Origin of the sequence: Lutimaribacter saemankumensis, from assembly GCF_900100005.1 — a bacterium.
Classification (GTDB): domain Bacteria; phylum Pseudomonadota; class Alphaproteobacteria; order Rhodobacterales; family Rhodobacteraceae; genus Lutimaribacter; species Lutimaribacter saemankumensis.
On sequence record NZ_FNEB01000008.1, the window covers coordinates 133147 to 152790 of the forward strand.

Consider the following 19644-nt stretch of genomic DNA (forward strand, 5'->3'; position numbering starts at 1 on the left):
GCGCGGTTTGGTGGCGAAATCGCGCGGTTGGTATCGCACACCCTGCCCGGATCAGCCGCGGCCTTGCGATTCCCTGTGTCGCGGCTATGACCAGACGGTAGAAATCCCGGCACAGCCGCGCCGCGCACGTCCTAATCGTCGCCGGCTGTCACCCCGCTGATAAGCTGATAGCTGAGCAGGTCGCGAATCCTGTACGGGTCGCGCACCAGCGGGTAGGCGGCCCGCGCCAGCCCCTTGCGGTGGTCGGCAGCGCGGCGGAGCGCCTGCAACCCGTCTTCGGGGGATACGAAGCGAAAACGCAGCGTGCTGCCCGATGCGGCTTGCGCGACGCGGGGCAGGTCGCAGGGCAGCACTGCGCCGATACGGGGATAGCCGCCCGTGGTCTGGCATTCCGCCAGCAGCACGAATGGCGTGCCGTCGCCTGTGATCTGGATGTCGCCGGGCACGATGATTTCGGACAGCACGGAAAGCCCGCCTTCGGGGGCAAAGCCGTCGCCTTCGGGCACGACGCGCACGCCCATGCGGTTGCCGCGATTGTCGCGGGTGAAGGTGGTGGCCTCGAACCGGGCGATTTCGCTGTCGGGGAAAAGATGCGTCTGAAGGCTGGGCACGACGCGGACCGTGCCGCCGGAAAACCGGTCGTCGCCTGGCAGTGTCATACCGGTATCACCGCCCTTGTCGGGCCCCACGGGCAGCGAAGCGCCGCCTTGCACGCGACCGCCAAGGCCCGAGGCCAGATGCGCGCTGCGCGATCCGAGCGTGATCGGACCATCGAAGCCGCCCCCCACATGCAGATAGCCATAGACGCCACTGCGCGCGGCGCCGATTGTCAGTTTCTCACCGGCGTGAAGCAGGTGGCTGGCGTTCCATGCCGCGGGCGCGCCGTCGATGGCGGCCTGCATCGGTGCGCCCGTCAGCGCGATGCGCATGTCCTCGCCGGCCTCGAACGTGCCGCCCATGCCGGTCATTTCCAATGCCGCAAGGTCGGGGGACTGGCCCAGCAGGGCCGCGCCCTCGGCCAGTGCCAGCGTGTCGGCAGCGCCGCCGCGCGACAGGCCATAGACAAGATAGCCGGGCCGCCCGCTATCCTGCAGGGACAGGCCGGGGCCGGCCTGATGAACGATCAGCGCGCGGGTCATGCCAGGGCCTCGGCGCGGGCGCCGCCATCGGGATCGGCGCGCATGTTTTCCAACTCGGCTGGCGTGACCTGCGGAAACAGCACCTCGTCGCCGGGGCGCAGGACGAACGGGGCATCGCTGTCGGGGCGGAACAGGCGCATCGCGGTCTGGCCGACGTGACGCCAGCCTGTGGGTGTCGAGACCGAAAACAGCACAAGCTGCCGGATCGCGACGGTCAGCGCGCCGATGGGCACACTGTCGGTCAGCGCGGTCTGGCGGGGGATGTCCCATTCGGGGGGCAGTTCGCCCAGGTAGGGCTGGCCGGGCGCAAAGCCGATGGTCTGAACGCGAACGCGGGTTTGCGACAGGTGGTCGATCGCCTGCGCGGGGCTGAGCCCGGCCGCCTGCGCGGCCTCGTCCAGTTGCGGGGCAAGTTCGGTGCCGTAGACGGTGGGAATGCGCCACAGCCGGCGGCCATGGGGCAGGGCCGCGTCATACCAGTCACGGCTGTCCAGAAGCGATTGCGCCTGGGCGCGGATGGCGTCGGGATCGACCGCCAGCGGGTCGAAGCGCAAATAGGCGGACACCAGCGAGGTCGAGCATTCCTCGACCCCGGACCAGCCGGCGCGTTCGACTTGGGCGCGATAGGCAAGTGCGGCGCGGTTCGCGGGTTCCGACAGCCGGTCGCCGAAGCTGACCAGCAGGCCATCGAGACCGGCGGGCCGGATGAGGGGCCATTTTGTTGTGTTGTCTTCGGTCATTTCAACAGGGTTACTGCAGCGCGTCCGGCAGGAACAGGGCGATCTGCGGAAAGGCGATCAGCGCGGCGACCATCAGCAGCATGGCCACCACGTAGGGGATCGTGCCCAGCATGACCTCGGTCATGGAGCCGGATTTGCGCGCGCCCTGCACGACATAGAGGTTCAGCCCCACGGGCGGTGTGATGAGCGCCATTTCGATCAGGACGATCATCAGGATGCCGAACCAGATCGGATCGAACCCCTGCGCCACGACCAGCGGCACGATGATCGGGATCGTGACAACCATCAGCGAGAGCGTTTCGATGAAAAAGCCCAGCACGATGTAGATGCAGACCACCACAAGGATCAGTCCCATCGGCGACAGGCCGAGACCCGACAGGAAATTCTGCAATTCGCGGCCCAGGCCCGCCGATGCGAGCGTGAAGTTGAGGAACGAGGCGCCGATCACCACAAGCATGATCATTGCGGTGATCTTGACCGTGCCCAGCAGGCTTTCTGCGATCATCCTGGTGCCGATGCCGCCGAAGGCCGCGGCGATGACCAGCGCGCCCGCGACGCCGACGGCGGCGGCCTCGGTCGGGGTGGCCCAGCCCTTGTAGATGGTGCCGATGATGACGGTGAACAGCAGAACGATCGGGATCAGGTCGACCAGCGCGCGCAGCATCTGCGCCGGCGAAAACACGCGGCGTTCGCCGCCCAGCGAGGGCCGGATCATGCACAGGATCATGGTGATGACGACAAAGCCCAGTGCCAGCGCGATGCCGGGGATCAGCCCGGCCAGGAACAGCCGCGGGATCGAGGTCTGGGTCAGGAAGCCATAGACGATCAGGTTGATCGAGGGCGGGATCATGATGCCCAGCGTGCCACCTGCGGCGATGGCGCCGGAAAAGAGTTTGGGGTCGTAGCCCAGCTTTTCGGCCTGGGGCATGGCGACTGTGGCCACGGTCGCGGCGGTGGCGACGGAGCTGCCCGAGGTGGCCGAGAACATGGTGGCGGTGGCCACGTTGGCGTGGATCAGCCCGCCCGGCAGCCAACTGACCCAGCGGTCGAGCGCGGCATAGGTGCGCGTGGCCAGGCCCGACCGCACGAGGATCTCGCCCAGCAGCACGAAGAAGGGGATGGCGATCAGCGTGGCGTTGTTCGAGGTGGACCACACCAGGTTGCCCAGGCCCTTGATCAGCGGGAAGGGCGAAAAGAAGGTGTCGATGCCGAAGCCGAGCAGAAACAGAACGATGCCCACGGGGATCGACAGCGACAGAAGGCCGAGCAGGCCGATGGTGAGATAGCCGATCATTGCAGGGTCTCCGCCTCGGAGAAGCTGCCGATGGCGGCCTCGGACTTGTCGAATTCGCCGCGGGCGACAAGCATCAGCGCGGCGGCGAAGGTGGCCCAGGCGATCAGCGCGAACCAGACCCATCCGGCGAACCACGGCACCTGCACCAGTGCAAGCGGGGTTTCAAGCGGTGTGTTGGCGCGGCTGGAATTGGCGAGCGAGCGTTCCACCACGGGCCAGGCGCGGATCGCGATGAGCGTGATGGTGCCGGACAGCACCAGCATCGAAAACAGATCGAACAGCGCGCGCCCGCGTTGCGAAACGCGGGTGCGCAAAATGTCGATGCGGACATGACCGAGTTCCATCAGCGCATAGCCCATGCCCCAGCTTGTGGCGATGGCCATGACGTAGCCGCTGATTTCATCGGTGCCGCCGAAAGAGGCCCCGACCTGACGCAGACCGATATCCAGCAGGACGAAGCCCGCACAGAGCATCAGCCCGATGCCGATGGCGATCGCCACCCAGCGGTTGAGCCTGCGCAGGGTTGTCAGGATGGTCTGTGCCATGTGTTGGGGCCTCGTTTGCCTTGTGGATCAGTTGGTCGAGATCGTGACGCCGACGACCTTGCCGACGCTGTCGTTCCAGCGTGCGGCCCAGTCTGCGCCTGCGCGGTCTGCCCAGTCGGGCAGCACTTCGTTGACCAGAACCTCGCGGGCCTTTTCGAAATCGGCATCGCTGACTTCGACCAGGGTCATGTCGCGCGCGTCACCGGCCGGGCAGTCGCCGTTGCCGGTCAGGCAGGCGATGTCGTTGACCAGCGCGTTCTGCGCGGTGGCCCATGCGGGATCTTCGAACTCGGCCTTGATCTGGGTTTCGATCAGCGACTGCGTGTCGGCATCGAGGCTGTTCCACTTGTCGAGGTTGATCGCGGTCACGACGCTGTCCCAGCCGCCCAGCGGGATCGGCATCAGGTGGGTGGAAACCTCCCACCAGCCGGCGGAATAGCCCGAGCCGGCACCTGTCACGGCGCAGTCGACCACGCCTTTCTGCAGCGCGCCCGGAACTTCGGAGAAGGCCACGTTCACGCCTTCGGCGCCCAGTGCCTCGAGGAACTTGGCGGTCATGCGGCCGGATGCGCGGACCTTGAGCCCCTTGAGATCGTCGAGCCCGGCCACCTCGGCGTTGCAGAACACGACCTGCGGCGGGTAGGGCGCGATGGCCAGCACATGGCTGTTGAAGCGCGCATTGTAGATGTCTTCGACCATCGGGCGGGCGGCATCGACCATGGCGCGCGCCTCGTCGGCGGTCAGCGCAACCAGCGGCACGTCGAGCCCTTCGAGTTCGGGTGCATCGGCGACCGCGTAGTCGGCCACGGTCATCGCGACGTCATACACGCCGTCGCCGAGCAGGCGGTACACGTCGCCCACGCCGAGGTTCATCTGGTTGTGCGTGGTAAGCGCCACGTTCAGCTTGCCCCCCGAGGCGGCGGGCAGTTTTTCCGACCAGAACGGGGCCTCGTATTCCTTGTGCAGCGGCAGGCCCGACCACGAGCCCACGACTGACAGGTCTTCGGCCAGTGCGGGTGCGGCCAGCGCGGTGGTCGCGGCCAGTGCGGTTATCATGCGTTTCATTTTCATTCTCTCCTTGCTGGTTTTCAGGTTTCGTTGTTTTCAGGCGGCAGGACGGGGGTTTCCGCGTCCTCGGCAATGTCGGTGATCAGCATGTGACCCGGCTTGTGGGTGATGCAGATCGGCGGGCTTGCCGCTTCGAGCGCGACCTGGGGGGTGACCCCGCAGGCCCAGAAGACAGGCACGTGGCCGTCCGGGATGGGTGCCGGATCGCCCCAATCGGGCCGGGTGGGATCGGCGATGCCGATTTCCGCCGGATCGCCCCAGTGGACCGGCCCGCCATGGGCCAGCGGGTAGCGGCGCGAGATGTCGCGCACCTCGTCCAGCCGGTCGCGCGGGATTGCGCGCATCGAGACGACCATCTTGCCACGAAACGGCCCCGCCGGCACGGTTTCGATGGACGAGCGGAACATCGGCACGGTCGTGTCATTGTCGATATGCCACATCGGGATGCCCGCCCGCATCAGCGCGTCTTCGAAGGTGAAGGAACACCCAAGGGCAAAGGCGACCATGTCGTCCGTCCAGACATCGGTGATGTCCGTCGCGCTGCCGGCCAGCTTGCCATCGCGGTAGATGTTGTAGGCGGGCACGTCGGTGCGGATGTCGATATCGCGCCCCAGCGTGAACATCATCGGGTTGCCGGTATCCGAAACGCCCGTGAGCGGGCAGGGTTTCGGGTTGCGCTGGCAGAAGCGCATGAAATCCAGCGCGTAGGCGCTGGGCAGAATGGCCAGGTTGGCTTGCAAGTATCCCGCGCCAAGCCCGGCGGTGTGTGAGTGGTAGCGTCCTGCGCGGATCGCGGCCCGGACCTGCGGCAGGTCGGCATGGCGCAGCGTTTCGTAGTCTGTCGTCACCTTGGCATCCCCCTGATGGCCCCGACAGCGTCACCGAGGATGGCGTCATAATCAAATCGAATAATTTTCTAGGAAGTGATGAGTAAATTTTATGGGTTGTCCTGAGCCTTCTGGAAATCTTCGGCCACTTTCTGGGCCGTCCGGGCGGCGGTTTCCACCAGAAGGCTGCGGGGCTCGCCAAGGTAGGACGCCGTGAAACGCAAGGGGCTTGGGTGCCAGCCGGGGTCGAATTCGCGGATGCGCCCCTCGGCCACGAACGGGGCGCCCAGGGCGCGGGGCAGGGCGGCGACGCCGAGGTTCGCCTCGACCAGGCGGAAGCAGGCGGATAGCGAGGACGACGGAAAGATCGACACGCCCGGACCGCGGCGCGCCAGCAATTGTTCGCGAATCTCGCGGTAGGGCCGGGTGTTGCGGGCATAGGTCAGCACCGGGCGGTCCTGGAAATGGTCGATGCCGGGCGCGTCGGGGGCGTCGGCGGCCACGTACCAGGCCAGCGCAAACCCCGGCAGGTCGATGTTTTCGACCGAGTATTCCGAGATCGGCCCCAGCAGGATCGCAAGGTCGATTTCCTGGTCGAGAAGCCCGGCGCGCAGGTTCATCGAGATATCGACATTGAATTCGATCTGCAGCCGCGGATAGGCCGCGTGCAGTTGGGTGATCAGTTCGGGCAGCCAGCATTGCGCGATGGTTTCGGACACGCCCAGGCGCAGGTGCCCTTCGAGCCCGGCGGGGTCGATCACGTCGCGCGCGACGAGTTCGGAGAGGTGTTCGAACTCTTCGGCATAGCGCAGCAGACGTTCGCCGCGCTTGGTCAGGCGCATGCCGCCGCCGGCGCGGTCGAACAGCGCACAGCCCAGTGTTTCCTCGAGGTTTCGGATGCGCGCCGTCACCGCGGGCTGGGTCAGGTTCAACGCGGTGGAGGCGCGGCGCACGCCGCCCTGTCGGACGACGGACAGGAATGTCCTGAGTTGTTCGAGGTTTATGCGGCTCATGTTGTTTTTCTAATTCCTCATCGGAATTCCGGCACTATAAAAAATTGCAACCCGTTGCACTCAGTAGTGATCGGTACACAATCTCACTTAGTTATTCTTTTTATTGCTATGGTGGGTTTTTGTTTAAGCGAACAACTCAAAGTAGAAATTTGGGCCGTTTTTTGCAACCGGTTGCAATTTTTTTCGATATTTTTTGCAACGGGTTGCAATTCCTACGTCATATTTTGCAACGGGTTGCAATTTTTTCGGTGTTACGCCCTGCTGGTAGTCCGTCGGTCGGGTCACATTTTGGAGAAGCTAGGGCTGCTGCTTGCTTTCAGAGCGTAAACCAGTTCGAGTGCTCGCACGCATCTTTATAAGCACCAATGAAGCACACGCAGAGCCTTTTTAGGAGGGCCACTCGTGTGCGTTTTCATGATCTCAGCCATGTCGCTTGTTAAAGCTGCTCGGGCAGATGCTTCACGAGTTCGCCGAGAAAAGCTTTGGGATCCGCGCCGAGGGCGTTGAGGATTACGAGCGTCTCAAACACGTCGGGCGGTCGCTCACCCAATTCCTACTCCGCAACAAAGGAGGGAAGCTTGGCCAGACGTGCAGCCAATTGCGCGGACTCAAATATCTCTGCCACGGTTCATTGCGCTCCCGTGCCAAGAGCGACCATGTCGGCGAGCCCCAGCGCAACAGAAATATCGGGGAACCCAAAGAAACTATGGCAATGGTGCAAACCTTCCAACTAGAGGCCTTGGAGCGAGTAGCCCAGGATGGCGCCGTGATCGCAATTCGTTTCTTGGGCTGAATGCTGAGGCTCTCCTGTTGCAACTGGTTGCAAATTGACGCTCACAGGTAGTATTCGCAACTTATTTTTGAGTTTAGGTTGTATTTTTAGCTTGGGTTGTTCGTGAAATTTTAAATTGAAAATTTCATAGCAGGCTCTGTCTCCCCAACTTAACTGGTCCACCGCTATGTTTAGGCAACGGAAGAACAAGAATGGCAAACAGGTGACCAAAGCCCGAAGCGATTGTCTCGACGTTACTTAAAGTTGAAGCTTTAACGGGCCAGGCTTGGCCTTTCTTGTTTCAATCTTAGAGTTCGGACTTGGACAAGGGCCTTAAATCGGTGAAGTGACGTTCATTTTCTCAAGCTTTGGAGCATGATACGCGTTTCATCAGAGAACCAGATGAGAATAGCTTTCGGAACTTTTGCAGGTGTCTCTATGTCTGATGCTGAATGGGCGCGGCTTTTTTTGGGCATGGTAATGCCATGACAAAACCTGGATCCAAGTATTATTTTGATCACAAAAGTGTACGATGTGCCAAACGCGCGCGTGCAGCCGTCCAAGTGAGCTTTAGTTAAGAATTTCTCAGATCGAAAGACATCCCATATGATTACTCCTGTCCTTCTTTGCGGTGGTTCAGGCACCCGCCTCTGGCCACTTTCGCGAAAAAGTTATCCAAAACAATTCGCCGACATCATCGGGGATGAAAGCCTGTTCCAGGCATCGGCGCGGCGGTTTCGTGGGACAGAATTCACTGATCCACTGGTGGTGACGAATAACGATTTTCGCTTCATTGTGACGGAGCAGTTGGATGAGTGCGATATCGAGCCCGTGGGAATCCTGATCGAACCCGAGGGGCGCAATACCGCCCCGGCGGCGGTGGCGGCCGCGCTGCACCTGCTGCGCTCGGACCCTGAAGCGATGCTGGTTCTGGTGCCGTCGGATCATGCCGTGGCCGACCCCGAATTGTTCCGCGCGTCGGTTCTTCGTGGCGCCGTGGCCGCGCAGGAGGGGCAAATCGTGACCTTCGGCATCTTGCCGGAACGGGCGGAAACCGGCTATGGCTGGCTGGAAAGTGGACCGGAAACCCATCCCGGTGTGCACCGGCTGGAACGGTTCATCGAAAAGCCCGAGCAGGCGCGCGCGGACGAATTGTTCGCCGACAAGCGCTATCTTTGGAATGCGGGCGTGTTCCTGGCGCGGGCGCAGACGCTGGTCGATGCGTTCCGCGAGCATGCGCCCGATATCCTGGATGCCGTGATCCCCACGCTGGATGACGCCGTGGCGGACCTTGGATTTACCCGGATCGACCCAGAAGGCTGGGCCAAAGTGCGCGAAGAGTCGATCGACTATGCTGTAATGGAGAAGGTCGGAAATATCAGCGCTGTGCGCTTCGACGGCAAATGGTCGGATCTTGGCAGTTGGGAAGCCGTCTGGCGTGGAAGCGCGCAGGATGACACCGGCAATGCGCTGTCGGAAAATACCACTGCCCTTCATTGCGAAAACACGTTGTTGCGTTCGGAAAGCGAAGAGGTCGAACTGGTCGGCATCGGGCTGAAGAACGTGGTCGCCGTGGCGATGCGCGATGCGGTGATGGTCGCCGACATCTCGGAGGCGCAGAACGTCAAGATGGCGGTCAACACCCTAAAGGCGCGGGGTGCCAAGCAGGCGGTGCAACTGCCCGTCGATCACCGGCCCTGGGGCTGGTTCGAAACGCTGGTTCTGGCCGACCGGTTCCAGGTCAAGCGCATTCATGTGCATCCCGGTGCCGCGCTGAGCCTGCAAAGCCACATGCATCGGTCCGAGCACTGGATCGTCGTGCAGGGCACCGCGCGTGTGACGGTGGATGACGAGGTCAAACTGCTGAGCGAGAACGAATCCGTCTATATCCCGTTGGGCGCTGTGCACCGGATGGAAAATCCCGGCAAGGTGCCAATGGTGCTGATTGAGGTGCAGACCGGCGCATATCTGGGCGAGGACGACATCATCCGCTACGAGGACGTTTACGCCCGCAAGTGATCTGTGCGCCGTGGGGTGCCGCCGAGGTTGCGAATGCCCCGCCGGATGGCGTAGATGCAGCCAAACCGCGTGTGCCGAAACCGACAAGGAGCCACGATGTCCGACCCAAGCGAGACGCCCATGCGGCCCGCATCTGAAGTAGCAGCGCAAGTCCTGACGCAGGAGGCTGACGCGCTGCGCCTGTTCGCCGGTGCGATCCCACCGGATTTCGACCGCGTGGTCGCCGATATCGCGCGCATCCCCGGCCGCGTGATCGTGTCGGGTATCGGCAAGTCGGGCCATATCGGGCGCAAGATTGCGGCGACGCTGGCCTCGACAGGGACGCCCAGCTATTTCGTGCATGCCTCGGAGGCGAGCCATGGCGATCTTGGCATGATCACCGAGGCCGATATCTGCATTCTCATTTCCAACTCGGGCGAAACCCAGGAACTTGGCGACGTGGTGGCGCATACGCGGCGGTTCTCGATCCCGCTGGTCGCGATTTCGTCTCGCGAGGACAGCACGCTGATGCACGCGGCGGATTACCGTCTGCTGTTGCCACCCGCGCCCGAAGCCTGCCCGATGGGGCTGGCGCCGACGACATCGACTACGCTGACGCTGGCGCTGGGCGATGCGCTGGCCGTCGCTTTGATGGAGGCCCGCGATTTCCGGGCCGAGAATTTTCGCACCTTCCACCCCGGCGGCAAGCTGGGCGCGCAATTGTCGACGGTTGCGCAGTTGATGCATGGCGGCGATGAGGTGCCTTTGGTTTCCATTGATGCACCGATGGAGGAAGCGCTGCTGGAAATGACGTCCAAAGGCTTCGGTACGACTGGTGTCGTGCGGAACGGCGTGCTGGCGGGGTTGATCTCGGACGGCGACTTGCGGCGCAATATGGCGCGGTTGATGGACAGCAAGGCCGGTGAGGTCGCTACGCTCGATCCGGTCACGGTGCCGCCCACGATGCTGGCGGCGCAGGCCTTGGCTCTGATGAACGCGCGCAAGATTACCACGCTGTTCGTCGTCCAAGAGGACGGTCGTCCCGTTGGACTCGTTCACCTGCACGATCTTTTGCGCGCAGGAGTTGCTTAACCAACGTTATGCGCTTGACGCTTGTGTGCCAGTGGCGCGCTCATTTTGGAGTTGTTACTGAACGAGTTGTCCGGTGCCGCGTTTGCCTCGACTTTCCTGTACTGAACCTCGCGGGAACGTATCTTGAAATAGCGCGGAATGTATCCAGAGAGCTTAGACGTTTCCGACAGCACAGTACGGCGTAGACCTCAGCCCAGCAGCCGCAACAGGTATTCACCATATTGGTTCTTTCCGAAGATCTCTGCGCGTGCGCGCAGCGCGTCCGCGTCGATCCAGCCGCGTTGATAGGCAATTTCGTCGGGGCTGCCGATCTGCTGGCCTTGCCGTTCGCTCAGGGTGCGCACGAAATTGCCCGCATCCAGAAGGCTGCCGTGGGTTCCTGTGTCCAGCCAGGCGTATCCACGCCCCATCTGCTGCACCGAAAGCTTGCCATCGGCGAGATACATTTCCAGCAAGGTGGTGATCTCAAGCTCTCCGCGTTCGGATTTTTCGACTTTCGCGGCGCGTTCGGGGGCGGTGCCGTCAAGGAAATACAGCCCGGTCACGGCATAGCGCGACGGGGCGACCTTTGGCTTTTCGACGATCTGGCGGACTGTGCCATCCGGTGCGAAATCCACCACACCATAGCGTTCGGGGTCGGCGACGCGATATCCGAAAACGGTGCCGCCGGTTGTCTGTGCATCCGCAGCCGCAAGGATTTCAGGCAAGCCGTGCCCGAAGAAAATGTTATCCCCTAGAACCATTGCACTGGGGGCGCCAGCCAGAAAATCCTTGGCCAGAATATAGGCTTGCGCCAGACCTTCGGGTTCGGGTTGTGCAATGTATGTCAGCTCCAGACCCCACTGGCTGCCATCGCCCAGCAGGCGCTGGAACTGGGCCTGGTCCTGGGGCGTGGTTATGACCGCCATCTCGCGGATGCCCGCCAGCATCAGAACCGACAGCGGGTAATAAACCATCGGCTTGTCGTAGATCGGCAGCAGTTGTTTCGACAGGCCCATGGTAATCGGATAGAGCCGCGTGCCCGATCCGCCTGCCAGGATGATGCCTTTTCTTTGTGTCATTCACTGCACTCCAATTGCCGTAAAACCCGGGCCAGGCCGGCCGTCCAGTCTGGCGGTGTAATCCCGAAATCGGACCGTATCTTGGCACAATCGAGACGAGAGTTGAGCGGTCGCGCCGCGGGTGTCGGATACTCGGAAGACGGGATGCCGGTCACGCTTACATCGCGCCGAGCTTGCGAAAAAATCTCACGGGCGAAACCTGCCCAGCTGACCGCGGGATGCCCCGAGAAATGATAGGTTCCCCCAGCCTTGCCAGCCTGCATCTGCGCGGCCATTTCCAGCAGTGCGGCGGCTATCGCATCTGCAGGTGTGGGCCCCCCGATCTGGTCATCGACTACGTTCAGCGCATCGCGGGTTTCCGACAGCCTCAACATCGTCTTGACGAAATTGGCGCCATGCGCCGAGAAAACCCAGGATGTGCGCAGTATCACATGTGCGCCGCCTGCCGCGCGCACGGCCTCTTCCCCGGCTAGCTTCGAGCGGCCATAGGCGTTTTGCGGCGCCACGGGATCGCTCTCGCGCCATGGCTCCGATCCGCTGCCGTCAAACACGTAGTCGGTGGATACATGGAGGAACGGGATACCCAAATCGGCGCAGACGCGTGCCATGGCACCGGGGCTTTCGCCGTTCACGACCGTGGCCAGCGCTTCTTCCTGCTCTGCGCGATCGACGGCCGTGTAGGCCGCCGCGTTGATCACCACATCCGGCTTGGCCCGGCGGATCGCTTCGGCGCACAAGCCCGGATCTGACAGATCCGCCTGATCCCGCCCGAGCGCCAGCACATCGGCTTGTTCCTGCAATTCCTGCGCGACCTGCCCGGTCTGGCCGAAGACGAGGATCGTCATCCCTTACCCAGCCTTTCGCCGACACCGTCACGGTTCTGAAGGGCGCGCCACCAGTCCTCGTTGTCGAGATACCACTGTACAGTCAATTCCAGCCCTCCCTCGACCGTCACCGATGGGCGCCAGCCCAGTTCTTCGCGAATGCGCGACGGGTCGATCGCATAGCGCGCATCATGGCCGGGACGATCGGTGACAAAGGTGATCTGATCGGCATAGCTGCCTTGCGCTTTCGGACGCTTGGCGTCCAGAACCGCGCAGATCGTTTCCACCAGCTCGAGATTGCTGCGTTCGTTTTCGCCGCCGATGTTGTAAGAGCGGCCGATTTCGCCCTTTTGCAGCACCAGCAAAAGGGCCGTGGCGTGATCCTCGACATAGAGCCAGTCGCGTACGTTCGATCCATCGCCGTAGATCGGGATCGGTTTACCAGCCAGCGCGTTCAGGATCACCACCGGGATCAGCTTTTCGGGAAAATGATATGGGCCATAATTATTCGAACAGTTGGTAAGTACGACCGGCAGGCCATAGGTTTCGTGCCAGGCGCGCACCAGATGGTCGGACGCGGCCTTGGAGGCTGAATAGGGGCTGCGCGGGTCATAGGGCGTGTCCTCGGTGAACTTCACCGCCGGATCGTTGGGCAGCGAGCCGAAAACCTCATCCGTGGAAATGTGGTGGAACCGGAAATCGGCTGGTTTTCCACGGGCGGCCCAATAGGTCCGGGCTGCTTCGAGCAGGGTATAAGTGCCGTAGATATTGGTTTCGATGAATGTTCCCGGTCCGTCGATGGACCTGTCTACGTGGGATTCCGCCGCCAGGTGCATGATCGCGTCGGGTTGATGCGCTGCGAGTATCCGGTCAAGTGCGGCGCGGTCACGGATATCGGCGTGTTCGAAGGCGTAAAGAGGGCTATTGGCCACATCCCGCACATTGTCGAGACAGGCCGCATAGGTCAACGCGTCAAGGTTCACGACCTCATGCCCGGCGGTAACCGCCTGGCGCACGACCGCGGACCCGATGAATCCGGCGCCGCCTGTAACCAGAAGTTTCGTCATGCGTCTTTCCATTCGAAAGGGGTATCGAGATCGGCCAGCCGCGGGGCCGCGGCATCCTTGTCCGAAAGCAGGGCGTTATCGCGCGTGATGCCCCAGTCGATGCCGATCTCGGGGTCATCGAACGCAAGGGCGCGGTCACATTCCGGGGCATAGAAGTCGGTGCACTTGTAGATGATCTCGGTTCCCGGCTCGCGCGTGACGAACCCGTGCGCGAAACCTTCGGGGACGAGCATCTGTTTTCCGTTCTCGAATGTCAGTTCGACCCCGGTCCATTGCCCGAAGGTCGGGCTGCCGCGGCGGATGTCCACGACCACGTCGAACAAGCGCCCACGACCGCAACGCACAAGTTTGGCCTGGGCATGCGGCGGGGACTGGAAATGGAGGCCGCGCACCGTTCCGGCCTTTTCTGACAGGGAATGGTTGTCCTGCACGAAATCGAGGAAAATCCCTGCATCTTCCATGCGCTTGCGGTTCCAGCTTTCGCTGAAAAAGCCGCGCGCGTCGCCGTGGCGTACCGGCTCCAGTATCAAAACTCCAGGTAGTTTGGTTTTTGTCACAGCTAGCATGCAGAAAATACCGAAAGGAAAGTTGTGGCCCCTATTAACAAGTGCGGTTCGTGTTGAACAGCCTTCTTCAAGGGGCTGGCGGGCGTCTATTTCGTTGAACTGGTTGTGAAAAAATCCACGCCTTCCCGCGTGATCCTGGCCGCCGTCAGACGGTCTGTCTTGTAGGCCCCGGTATCGATTGCGACCCGACCCATCTGAACATGTGGTGTGGCCTGGATGAAATGTCCATGAACCACCCAAAGGCCATCCTGGCGCGGGGAGGTGTGAAGCCGGGGATGCCCCCAGAGAAGTGCATGCCCGCGCCGCGCTTCCAGGGGGCGCTCGGGATCGCCGCCTGCATGGCAGACGATGACGTTGCCGTTCTGCCAGAGAAGTGGCCTGTTGCGCAGCCAGCTCAGCACATCTGCGCCGAGCGCATCCTTTAGGGCGGCAGGCAAATCCTTGGGGGTAATATCGTCAGGAATGCCAAGGCTTTGCAGGGTCTTGTTCCCACCATTTCCGAGCCAGAATTTCGCGCTTTCAGTGGGGGAGTCGATGGCGTCCAGAAGCATCGCTTCGTGATTGCCGAGCAGGCAGATCACATTGCCTCCGCCATCCATCTCAAGTGCACGCAGGCGCCGCAACACCGCTGCGCTTTCGGGGCCGCGATCGACATAGTCACCTACAAAGACGCAAGGCATATCCGGTGCCAATGTCGGCAGTTTTTCCAGCAGTTGATCCAGCAGATCGGCGCGCCCGTGAATATCACCCACGGCCACGAAGGGCATGTCGGGTGCCAGCGGCGCCGTAAACGCCGGGCTTTTACCGCCGAAAAGTCGCATGATTTGCTGAAATCCGCTCATATCCCTGTCCTGCGGCACATCCGGGTGCAAAGCAAGCAGGCCTTTATGGTCTTAGGACTGGAATAGGATCGCCCGATGCATTAACCAAATGACAATTGAAGAATGCGTTCAGAGATTGTTTCCGTTTACGCGCCAAGACTCGACGGATTCATATCGGCTACGACAAGGGCAAAGAGCAGCATGACAGAACAGCCGGCCCCGGGGATTCAGGAATTACGCGCAGCCCGGCGCAAAGGTTTGGGTTTGCTGATATGGGCTTTCGTGTTCTCGGTCTTCGTCAACTTGCTGATGCTGACCGGCCCCTTGTACATGCTGCAAGTCTATGACCGGGTGCTGACATCCCGGTCGGTTGAGACACTTGTGGCGCTTTCTCTTTTGGTGACAATGCTTTACGTCCTTATGGGCGTGCTGGATTATGCCCGGGGTCGCGTGATGGCCCGTGTGGGCGCGCGGTTTCAGACGGTCCTTGACGGGCGGCTGTTCTCGGCTACGCTGCGGCGGTCGATGAACCCGCATGAGCGGGCGGCTTGCACCGCCGTTCTGCGCGATCTCGACGCCTTGCAGAACATCTTTGTTTCGCCGGTTCTTCTTGCGATCATGGACATGCCGTGGACGCCGATTTTCATCGCCGCGATTTTCATATTCCATCCGATGCTTGGCTGGATCTCGGTTGCGGGCGGTGCAATCATCATCGCACTGGCGCTGATGAACCAGATATTCACGACAAACCGCGTCAGGACGGCGCAGATCGCCACGCAACGCGCCCATGCGTTTGCCGAACAATCGCACGAAGCGAGCGAAGTCGCCCTCAGCCAGGGCATGCGTGACAGCTTGCAGCAGCGCTACAAGCGGCTTCGCAATCTGTCGCTGCAGCAGAATATCACAGCGAACGACTGGACCGGGCTGTTCACATCAGCGACCAAGGCATTTCGCCTATTCCTCCAGTCGGCGATCCTTGGGCTTGGGGCTTATCTGGTTCTGCAAGGCGAAATGACGGCGGGTTCGATGATCGCCGGATCGATCCTTTTGGGGCGCGCTCTGGCACCGATCGAACAGGCGATGGGCAACTGGCCGGTGGTGCAGCGCGCGCGGGCCGGCTGGCGGACGCTCGAACGGTTCCTGGCCGTCGTGCCGCACGAACCGGACCGCACCGACCTTCCGAAACCCGAGGCACGGTTGGTGGTCAAGGGCCTGACCATCGTGCCGCCGGGCACCAAGAAACCCACGGTGCGCAACGTGTCTTTCACGCTGGAGCCGGGCCAGGCGCTCGGTGTGATCGGCAAGAGCGGGTCGGGGAAATCCACACTGGCGCGCGCGTTGGCCGGATATTGGCCCATCGCCGCAGGAGAGGCACGGCTTGGCGGCGCAACGCTCGATCAATACGGTCCGACGCTTGGGCTGCATATCGGCTACTTGCCCCAGACGGTCAGCCTGTTCGGGGGCACAGTCGCCGAGAACATCCGCCGGATGTCGTTGGAACCGGATTCTCAAGCCGTTGTTTCTGCCGCGAAAAAGGCGAACGCCCATGAAATGATCATGCAGTTGGAAAATGGCTACGACACCTTTCTGGAAGGGAACGAAAACCAGCTTTCCGGCGGCCAGAAGCAACGCATTGCACTTGCCCGTGCGATCCATGGCGACCCCTCGCTCTTGATCCTGGATGAGCCGAACTCGATGCTGGATGCCGATGGATCGCAGGCGTTGAATGAAACGGTGAAAGAGTTCAAGGCGCAGGGCAGGGGCGTGATCGTGATGACGCACAGGCCCGCCGCGATCGCGGAATGCGATCTTCTCATGGTGATGGACCAGGGCGCGCTTGTCGCATTCGGGCCGCGCGACGAGGTGTTGAGCACGGTTCTCGCCGGCACGCCCAAGCCAGCGAAACGTCCGCAGGTCGTCCGGCCGCAAAAGGTGTCGAAGTGAACGGAAACGCATTTGATCAGGATCCGAAATGGAGCGGCTGGCGCCCGCTAAGCGCTGGCATCCTTGCGCTTGTCATTTTGGTTGGCGGATTGGGCTTTTGGTCCGTCAGCGCGGAAATCTCGGGCGCGGTTGTGGCGCCGGGACAAGTCAAGGTCGAATCCAACCGGCAGGTGATCCAGCACCCCGAAGGCGGCGTTGTCGGCGAAATTCTGGTGGGTGAAAGTGACCAGGTTCAGGAAGGTGAGGTTCTGATCCGGCTGGACGGGTCGCAACTGGTCAGCGAGTTGACCATCGTAGAAGGCCAACTGCGCGAATTGTCGGCCCGCAAGTCCCGCCTCGAGGCAGAGCGCGACGGGGTGGACACGATTGTTTTCGCGCCCGAACTAGTCACGGCGGCTGCGGATGATGCGGATGTGGCAAGCCTTCTGTCCGGTGAGGAAACCCTGTTCTTGTCCCGCAACGAAGCCCTGGAGCAGGAACGCAACCTGCTGGCCGAGCAGAACCAGCAAATCGACAACCGGATCGAAGGCCTGAACGCGCAACTTGCCGCCCTGCAGGAACAGGCCGAGCTCATGACCCGTGATCTGGAGGCCGAGCAAACCCTTTTGAATCAGCGTTTGACCCGTGCGGCCCGCGTCAGTGAGATCATGCGCGACATTGCCGGGCAGCGCGGCCAGATCGGCCGTATCGAAGCGGAAATCGCCGAACTGCGCGGCCAAAAGGCCAGCAACGGCATCGCCTTGCTCCAACTGACCACGCAACGGCGCGAGAACGCCGTATCGCGGCTGCGCGACCTCGAGTTTCGCGAGATCGAACTGCGGGAGCGGCGCACTTCGCTGCAGGACCGCATATCGCGGCTCGAAATTCGCGCGCCGATGTCGGGTATCGTATATGGAATGCAGGTCTTTGCCCGCCAATCGGTGGTCCAGCCCGCCCAGCCGGTCATGTATATCGTCCCGCAGGATCAGCCGCTTGTCGTTTCGGCGCGTGTCGATGCGATCAACGTCGACGAAGTTTTCGTCGGGCAAGAGGCCGCGTTGAAGTTTCCCGCCTTCGACCAGCGAGAAACGCCGGATATTCGCGGGCAGGTCGATCGGATTTCAGCGGATGTGTTGATGGATGACGCGACCGGCCAAAGCTATTACTCGGTCGAAATTCAATTGGCGTCGGCCGAGATCGACAAGCTCGGGTCGCTGACCCTGTTGCCGGGCATGCCGGTTGAGTCCTTCATCCAGACGGGCAACCGTACGCCGCTTGGCTATCTTGTCGAACCGATGGCCGCCTTTTTCGACCGCGCTTTCCGCGAATAGGCAGAAAGCGAACCTGACGCAAATCCGCAACAGTTTTTGCTCTGCACCTCAAATGGTTGCTCAAAGTGGCAAATTGGGGGGAATTCTGCTATTGATCCTTCCAAAGGGTCAAAAAGACATGCGCAAACGCATGCAAGAATAACGACCCGAGAGGCAGAAAAACGAGCATTTCAAATGCGGACCGTCCTTATTTTCAGCGTCGCTTGCGCCGTGGCCGGGTGTAGTATCGGGCCGGATTACGAAACCCCGACAATGAACCTGCCGGACAGGTATTCGTTGGTTGCACCAGTGACCAAGGCCAGCCCATCCGAGCTTTATTGGTGGAAGGCGTTCAACGATCCGGTTCTGAACCAGCTTGTCGCCAAGGGGCTTTCCGACAACCTGACCGTGGCCGAGGCGCGCGAGCGTATCCGTGAGGCCGAGGCCGTATTCCGCCGCGACAGCGTCACACCACTTGGCGATCTGACCCTGCAGGCGCGCGACAATTCCGACAGTGCGGATATCGGCAGCGCCGAGTTGGATGCGAATTTCGGCGTTCCCGCCCGCAAGCAGTGGGCCAGCCGCGCCGCGCAGCAACGCCTTCAGGCCGCCGAACTGGGCGAGGCCGAGGCCAAGCGCCTGCTTCTGTCTGACCTGAGCGAAAGCTATATCAATCTGCGTTTTCTTCAGAGCAGCCTCGCGCTACGTCAACAGGATCTGAACTCGCGCCAGCGGACGCTTCGTGACATCCGTACGCAGCTCGATGCTGGCGCCGCGACGCGACTCGACGTTCTGCGCGCACAGGCGCTGGTGGCCGAAACGCGCGCCGAGGTGCCGCAGATCCGTTCGGACATCGTGGCGCAGCGCAACCGGATTTCCACGCTTCTTGGCGTTCCGGTCGGTCATCTGGGCATCGATCTTGGCGGCAATGGCGCGCAACCAGTCCCGATGGGTGTCGGCAGTCTTGGCGTGCCGGCTGACCTGCTTCGGGCGCGGCCGGATATCCGTGTGGCGGAGCGGCAATACGCGGCGGCCGTGTCGGACATGGGCGTGGCCGAGGCCGCGCGCTATCCCAGCCTGAGCCTTAGCGGTCTGCTGACGGCCCCGCTGAACGGTAACGGCGCGAATGCCGAAAGCCTTATCGCGGGTGTGACCGTGCCCGTGTTTTCGCAGCCCTCGCTTGCCGCTGCCGAAGACGCCGCAGCGGCAAGGGCGCAGCAGGCCTTTATCCGCTGGCGCCTGAGTGTGCTTGGCGCCGTCGAAGAGGTCGAAAACGCGCTGGCCGCCCTTGCTGCCGCGAACGAGGCATCGGCCGCATCGCGGGAACTTGTCTCTTATAACGAACGGGCGCTCAACCTGTCGCGGCGTCTTGTCGGCGAGGGGGGCAACGCGACCGTTCTGGACATCATCGACCGCGAGCGTTCGCTTTCGACGGCGCGCCAGGGATTGGCGCGGAACCTGCGCGATCTTGCTGCGGCCTATGTCGCGCTGCGCGTTGCCTTGGGCGTCGGTCATGATACCCCGACAGCCGAACACGCCGAGCGCGTCGAACCCGAGCCGCAACCAATGCAAGACGAAGGCTGA

The 19644-nt window shown here is 62.0% G+C and carries 18 protein-coding genes; 6 read left to right on the plus strand and 12 right to left on the minus strand.

The genetic code is table 11. The features are described 5' to 3' along the window. Positions 1-131: 131 nt before the first annotated feature. The 7 genes from BLT50_RS15035 to BLT50_RS15065 all read right to left on the minus strand — a co-directional run bounded on the left by BLT50_RS15035 (position 132) and on the right by BLT50_RS15065 (position 6626). Positions 132-1139 (minus strand): 5-oxoprolinase subunit C family protein, encoded by a 1008-nt coding sequence (locus BLT50_RS15035; RefSeq protein ID WP_090029526.1) that lies wholly within the window; start codon positions 1137-1139, stop codon positions 132-134. Then, positions 1136-1879, minus strand: coding sequence for a 5-oxoprolinase subunit B family protein (locus tag BLT50_RS15040; protein ID WP_090029527.1), 744 nt, complete (start codon positions 1877-1879; stop codon positions 1136-1138). Before BLT50_RS15040 ends, BLT50_RS15035 begins: the two co-directional genes overlap by 4 nt. 10 nt (positions 1880-1889) lie before the next feature. Then, on the minus strand, positions 1890-3173 hold the full coding sequence (locus BLT50_RS15045; protein WP_090029528.1) for a TRAP transporter large permease: 1284 nt from the start codon (positions 3171-3173) through the stop codon (positions 1890-1892). Then, positions 3170-3718: a TRAP transporter small permease subunit gene (locus BLT50_RS15050; RefSeq protein WP_090029529.1), complete on the minus strand. Its 549-nt coding sequence runs from the start codon at positions 3716-3718 to the stop codon at positions 3170-3172. The genes BLT50_RS15045 and BLT50_RS15050 overlap by 4 nt, the downstream gene beginning before the upstream one ends. 27 nt (positions 3719-3745) lie before the next feature. Next, positions 3746-4783, minus strand: a complete 1038-nt coding sequence (locus BLT50_RS15055; protein ID WP_090029530.1) for a TRAP transporter substrate-binding protein — start codon at positions 4781-4783, stop codon at positions 3746-3748. Positions 4784-4806: 23 nt separating this feature from the next. Further along, positions 4807-5634, minus strand: a complete 828-nt coding sequence (locus BLT50_RS15060; protein ID WP_090029531.1) for a putative hydro-lyase — start codon at positions 5632-5634, stop codon at positions 4807-4809. Between the two features lie 89 nt (positions 5635-5723). Next, positions 5724-6626, minus strand: a complete 903-nt coding sequence (locus BLT50_RS15065; protein WP_090029532.1) for a LysR family transcriptional regulator — start codon at positions 6624-6626, stop codon at positions 5724-5726. Positions 6627-7080: 454 nt separating this feature from the next. Here BLT50_RS15065 and BLT50_RS15070 point away from each other — a divergent pair, with 454 nt between their 5' ends. The 3 genes from BLT50_RS15070 to BLT50_RS15080 all read left to right on the plus strand — a co-directional run bounded on the left by BLT50_RS15070 (position 7081) and on the right by BLT50_RS15080 (position 10488). After that, on the plus strand, positions 7081-7419 hold the full coding sequence (locus BLT50_RS15070) for a hypothetical protein (protein WP_139170537.1): 339 nt from the start codon (positions 7081-7083) through the stop codon (positions 7417-7419). A gap of 585 nt (positions 7420-8004) precedes the next feature. After that, positions 8005-9417, plus strand: coding sequence for a mannose-1-phosphate guanylyltransferase/mannose-6-phosphate isomerase (locus tag BLT50_RS15075; protein ID WP_090029534.1), 1413 nt, complete (start codon positions 8005-8007; stop codon positions 9415-9417). Between the two features lie 96 nt (positions 9418-9513). Beyond that, positions 9514-10488: a KpsF/GutQ family sugar-phosphate isomerase gene (locus BLT50_RS15080; RefSeq protein ID WP_090029535.1), complete on the plus strand. Its 975-nt coding sequence runs from the start codon at positions 9514-9516 to the stop codon at positions 10486-10488. 188 nt (positions 10489-10676) lie between these two features. On the opposite strand, the gene rfbA is transcribed toward BLT50_RS15080, so the two are convergent. The 5 genes from rfbA to BLT50_RS15105 all read right to left on the minus strand — a co-directional run bounded on the left by rfbA (position 10677) and on the right by BLT50_RS15105 (position 14866). Further along, the gene (gene rfbA / locus BLT50_RS15085; RefSeq protein WP_090029536.1) at positions 10677-11549 is read right to left on the minus strand and encodes a glucose-1-phosphate thymidylyltransferase RfbA; all 873 of its coding nucleotides are present in this window, start codon (positions 11547-11549) and stop codon (positions 10677-10679) included. Beyond that, positions 11546-12394, minus strand: a complete 849-nt coding sequence (rfbD, locus tag BLT50_RS15090; protein ID WP_090029537.1) for a dTDP-4-dehydrorhamnose reductase — start codon at positions 12392-12394, stop codon at positions 11546-11548. The genes rfbA and rfbD overlap by 4 nt, the downstream gene beginning before the upstream one ends. Next, on the minus strand, positions 12391-13440 hold the full coding sequence (gene rfbB, locus BLT50_RS15095) for a dTDP-glucose 4,6-dehydratase (protein WP_090029538.1): 1050 nt from the start codon (positions 13438-13440) through the stop codon (positions 12391-12393). Before rfbB ends, rfbD begins: the two co-directional genes overlap by 4 nt. Next, on the minus strand, positions 13437-14006 hold the full coding sequence (rfbC, locus tag BLT50_RS15100) for a dTDP-4-dehydrorhamnose 3,5-epimerase (RefSeq protein ID WP_090029539.1): 570 nt from the start codon (positions 14004-14006) through the stop codon (positions 13437-13439). The genes rfbB and rfbC overlap by 4 nt, the downstream gene beginning before the upstream one ends. Positions 14007-14092: 86 nt before the next feature. Continuing rightward, complete coding sequence (locus BLT50_RS15105; protein WP_245723405.1) at positions 14093-14866, minus strand: metallophosphoesterase family protein; 774 nt, start codon at positions 14864-14866, stop codon at positions 14093-14095. Between the two features lie 162 nt (positions 14867-15028). On the opposite strand from BLT50_RS15105, the gene BLT50_RS15110 reads away from it, so the two are divergent. From BLT50_RS15110 to BLT50_RS15120, 3 genes are all read left to right on the plus strand, one after another. After that, positions 15029-16771: a type I secretion system permease/ATPase gene (locus tag BLT50_RS15110; RefSeq protein ID WP_090029540.1), complete on the plus strand. Its 1743-nt coding sequence runs from the start codon at positions 15029-15031 to the stop codon at positions 16769-16771. Beyond that, on the plus strand, positions 16768-18081 hold the full coding sequence (locus BLT50_RS15115) for an HlyD family type I secretion periplasmic adaptor subunit (RefSeq protein ID WP_281241655.1): 1314 nt from the start codon (positions 16768-16770) through the stop codon (positions 18079-18081). Before BLT50_RS15110 ends, BLT50_RS15115 begins: the two co-directional genes overlap by 4 nt. Before the next feature lie 174 nt (positions 18082-18255). Then, complete coding sequence (locus tag BLT50_RS15120) at positions 18256-19644, plus strand: efflux transporter outer membrane subunit (RefSeq protein ID WP_090029542.1); 1389 nt, start codon at positions 18256-18258, stop codon at positions 19642-19644.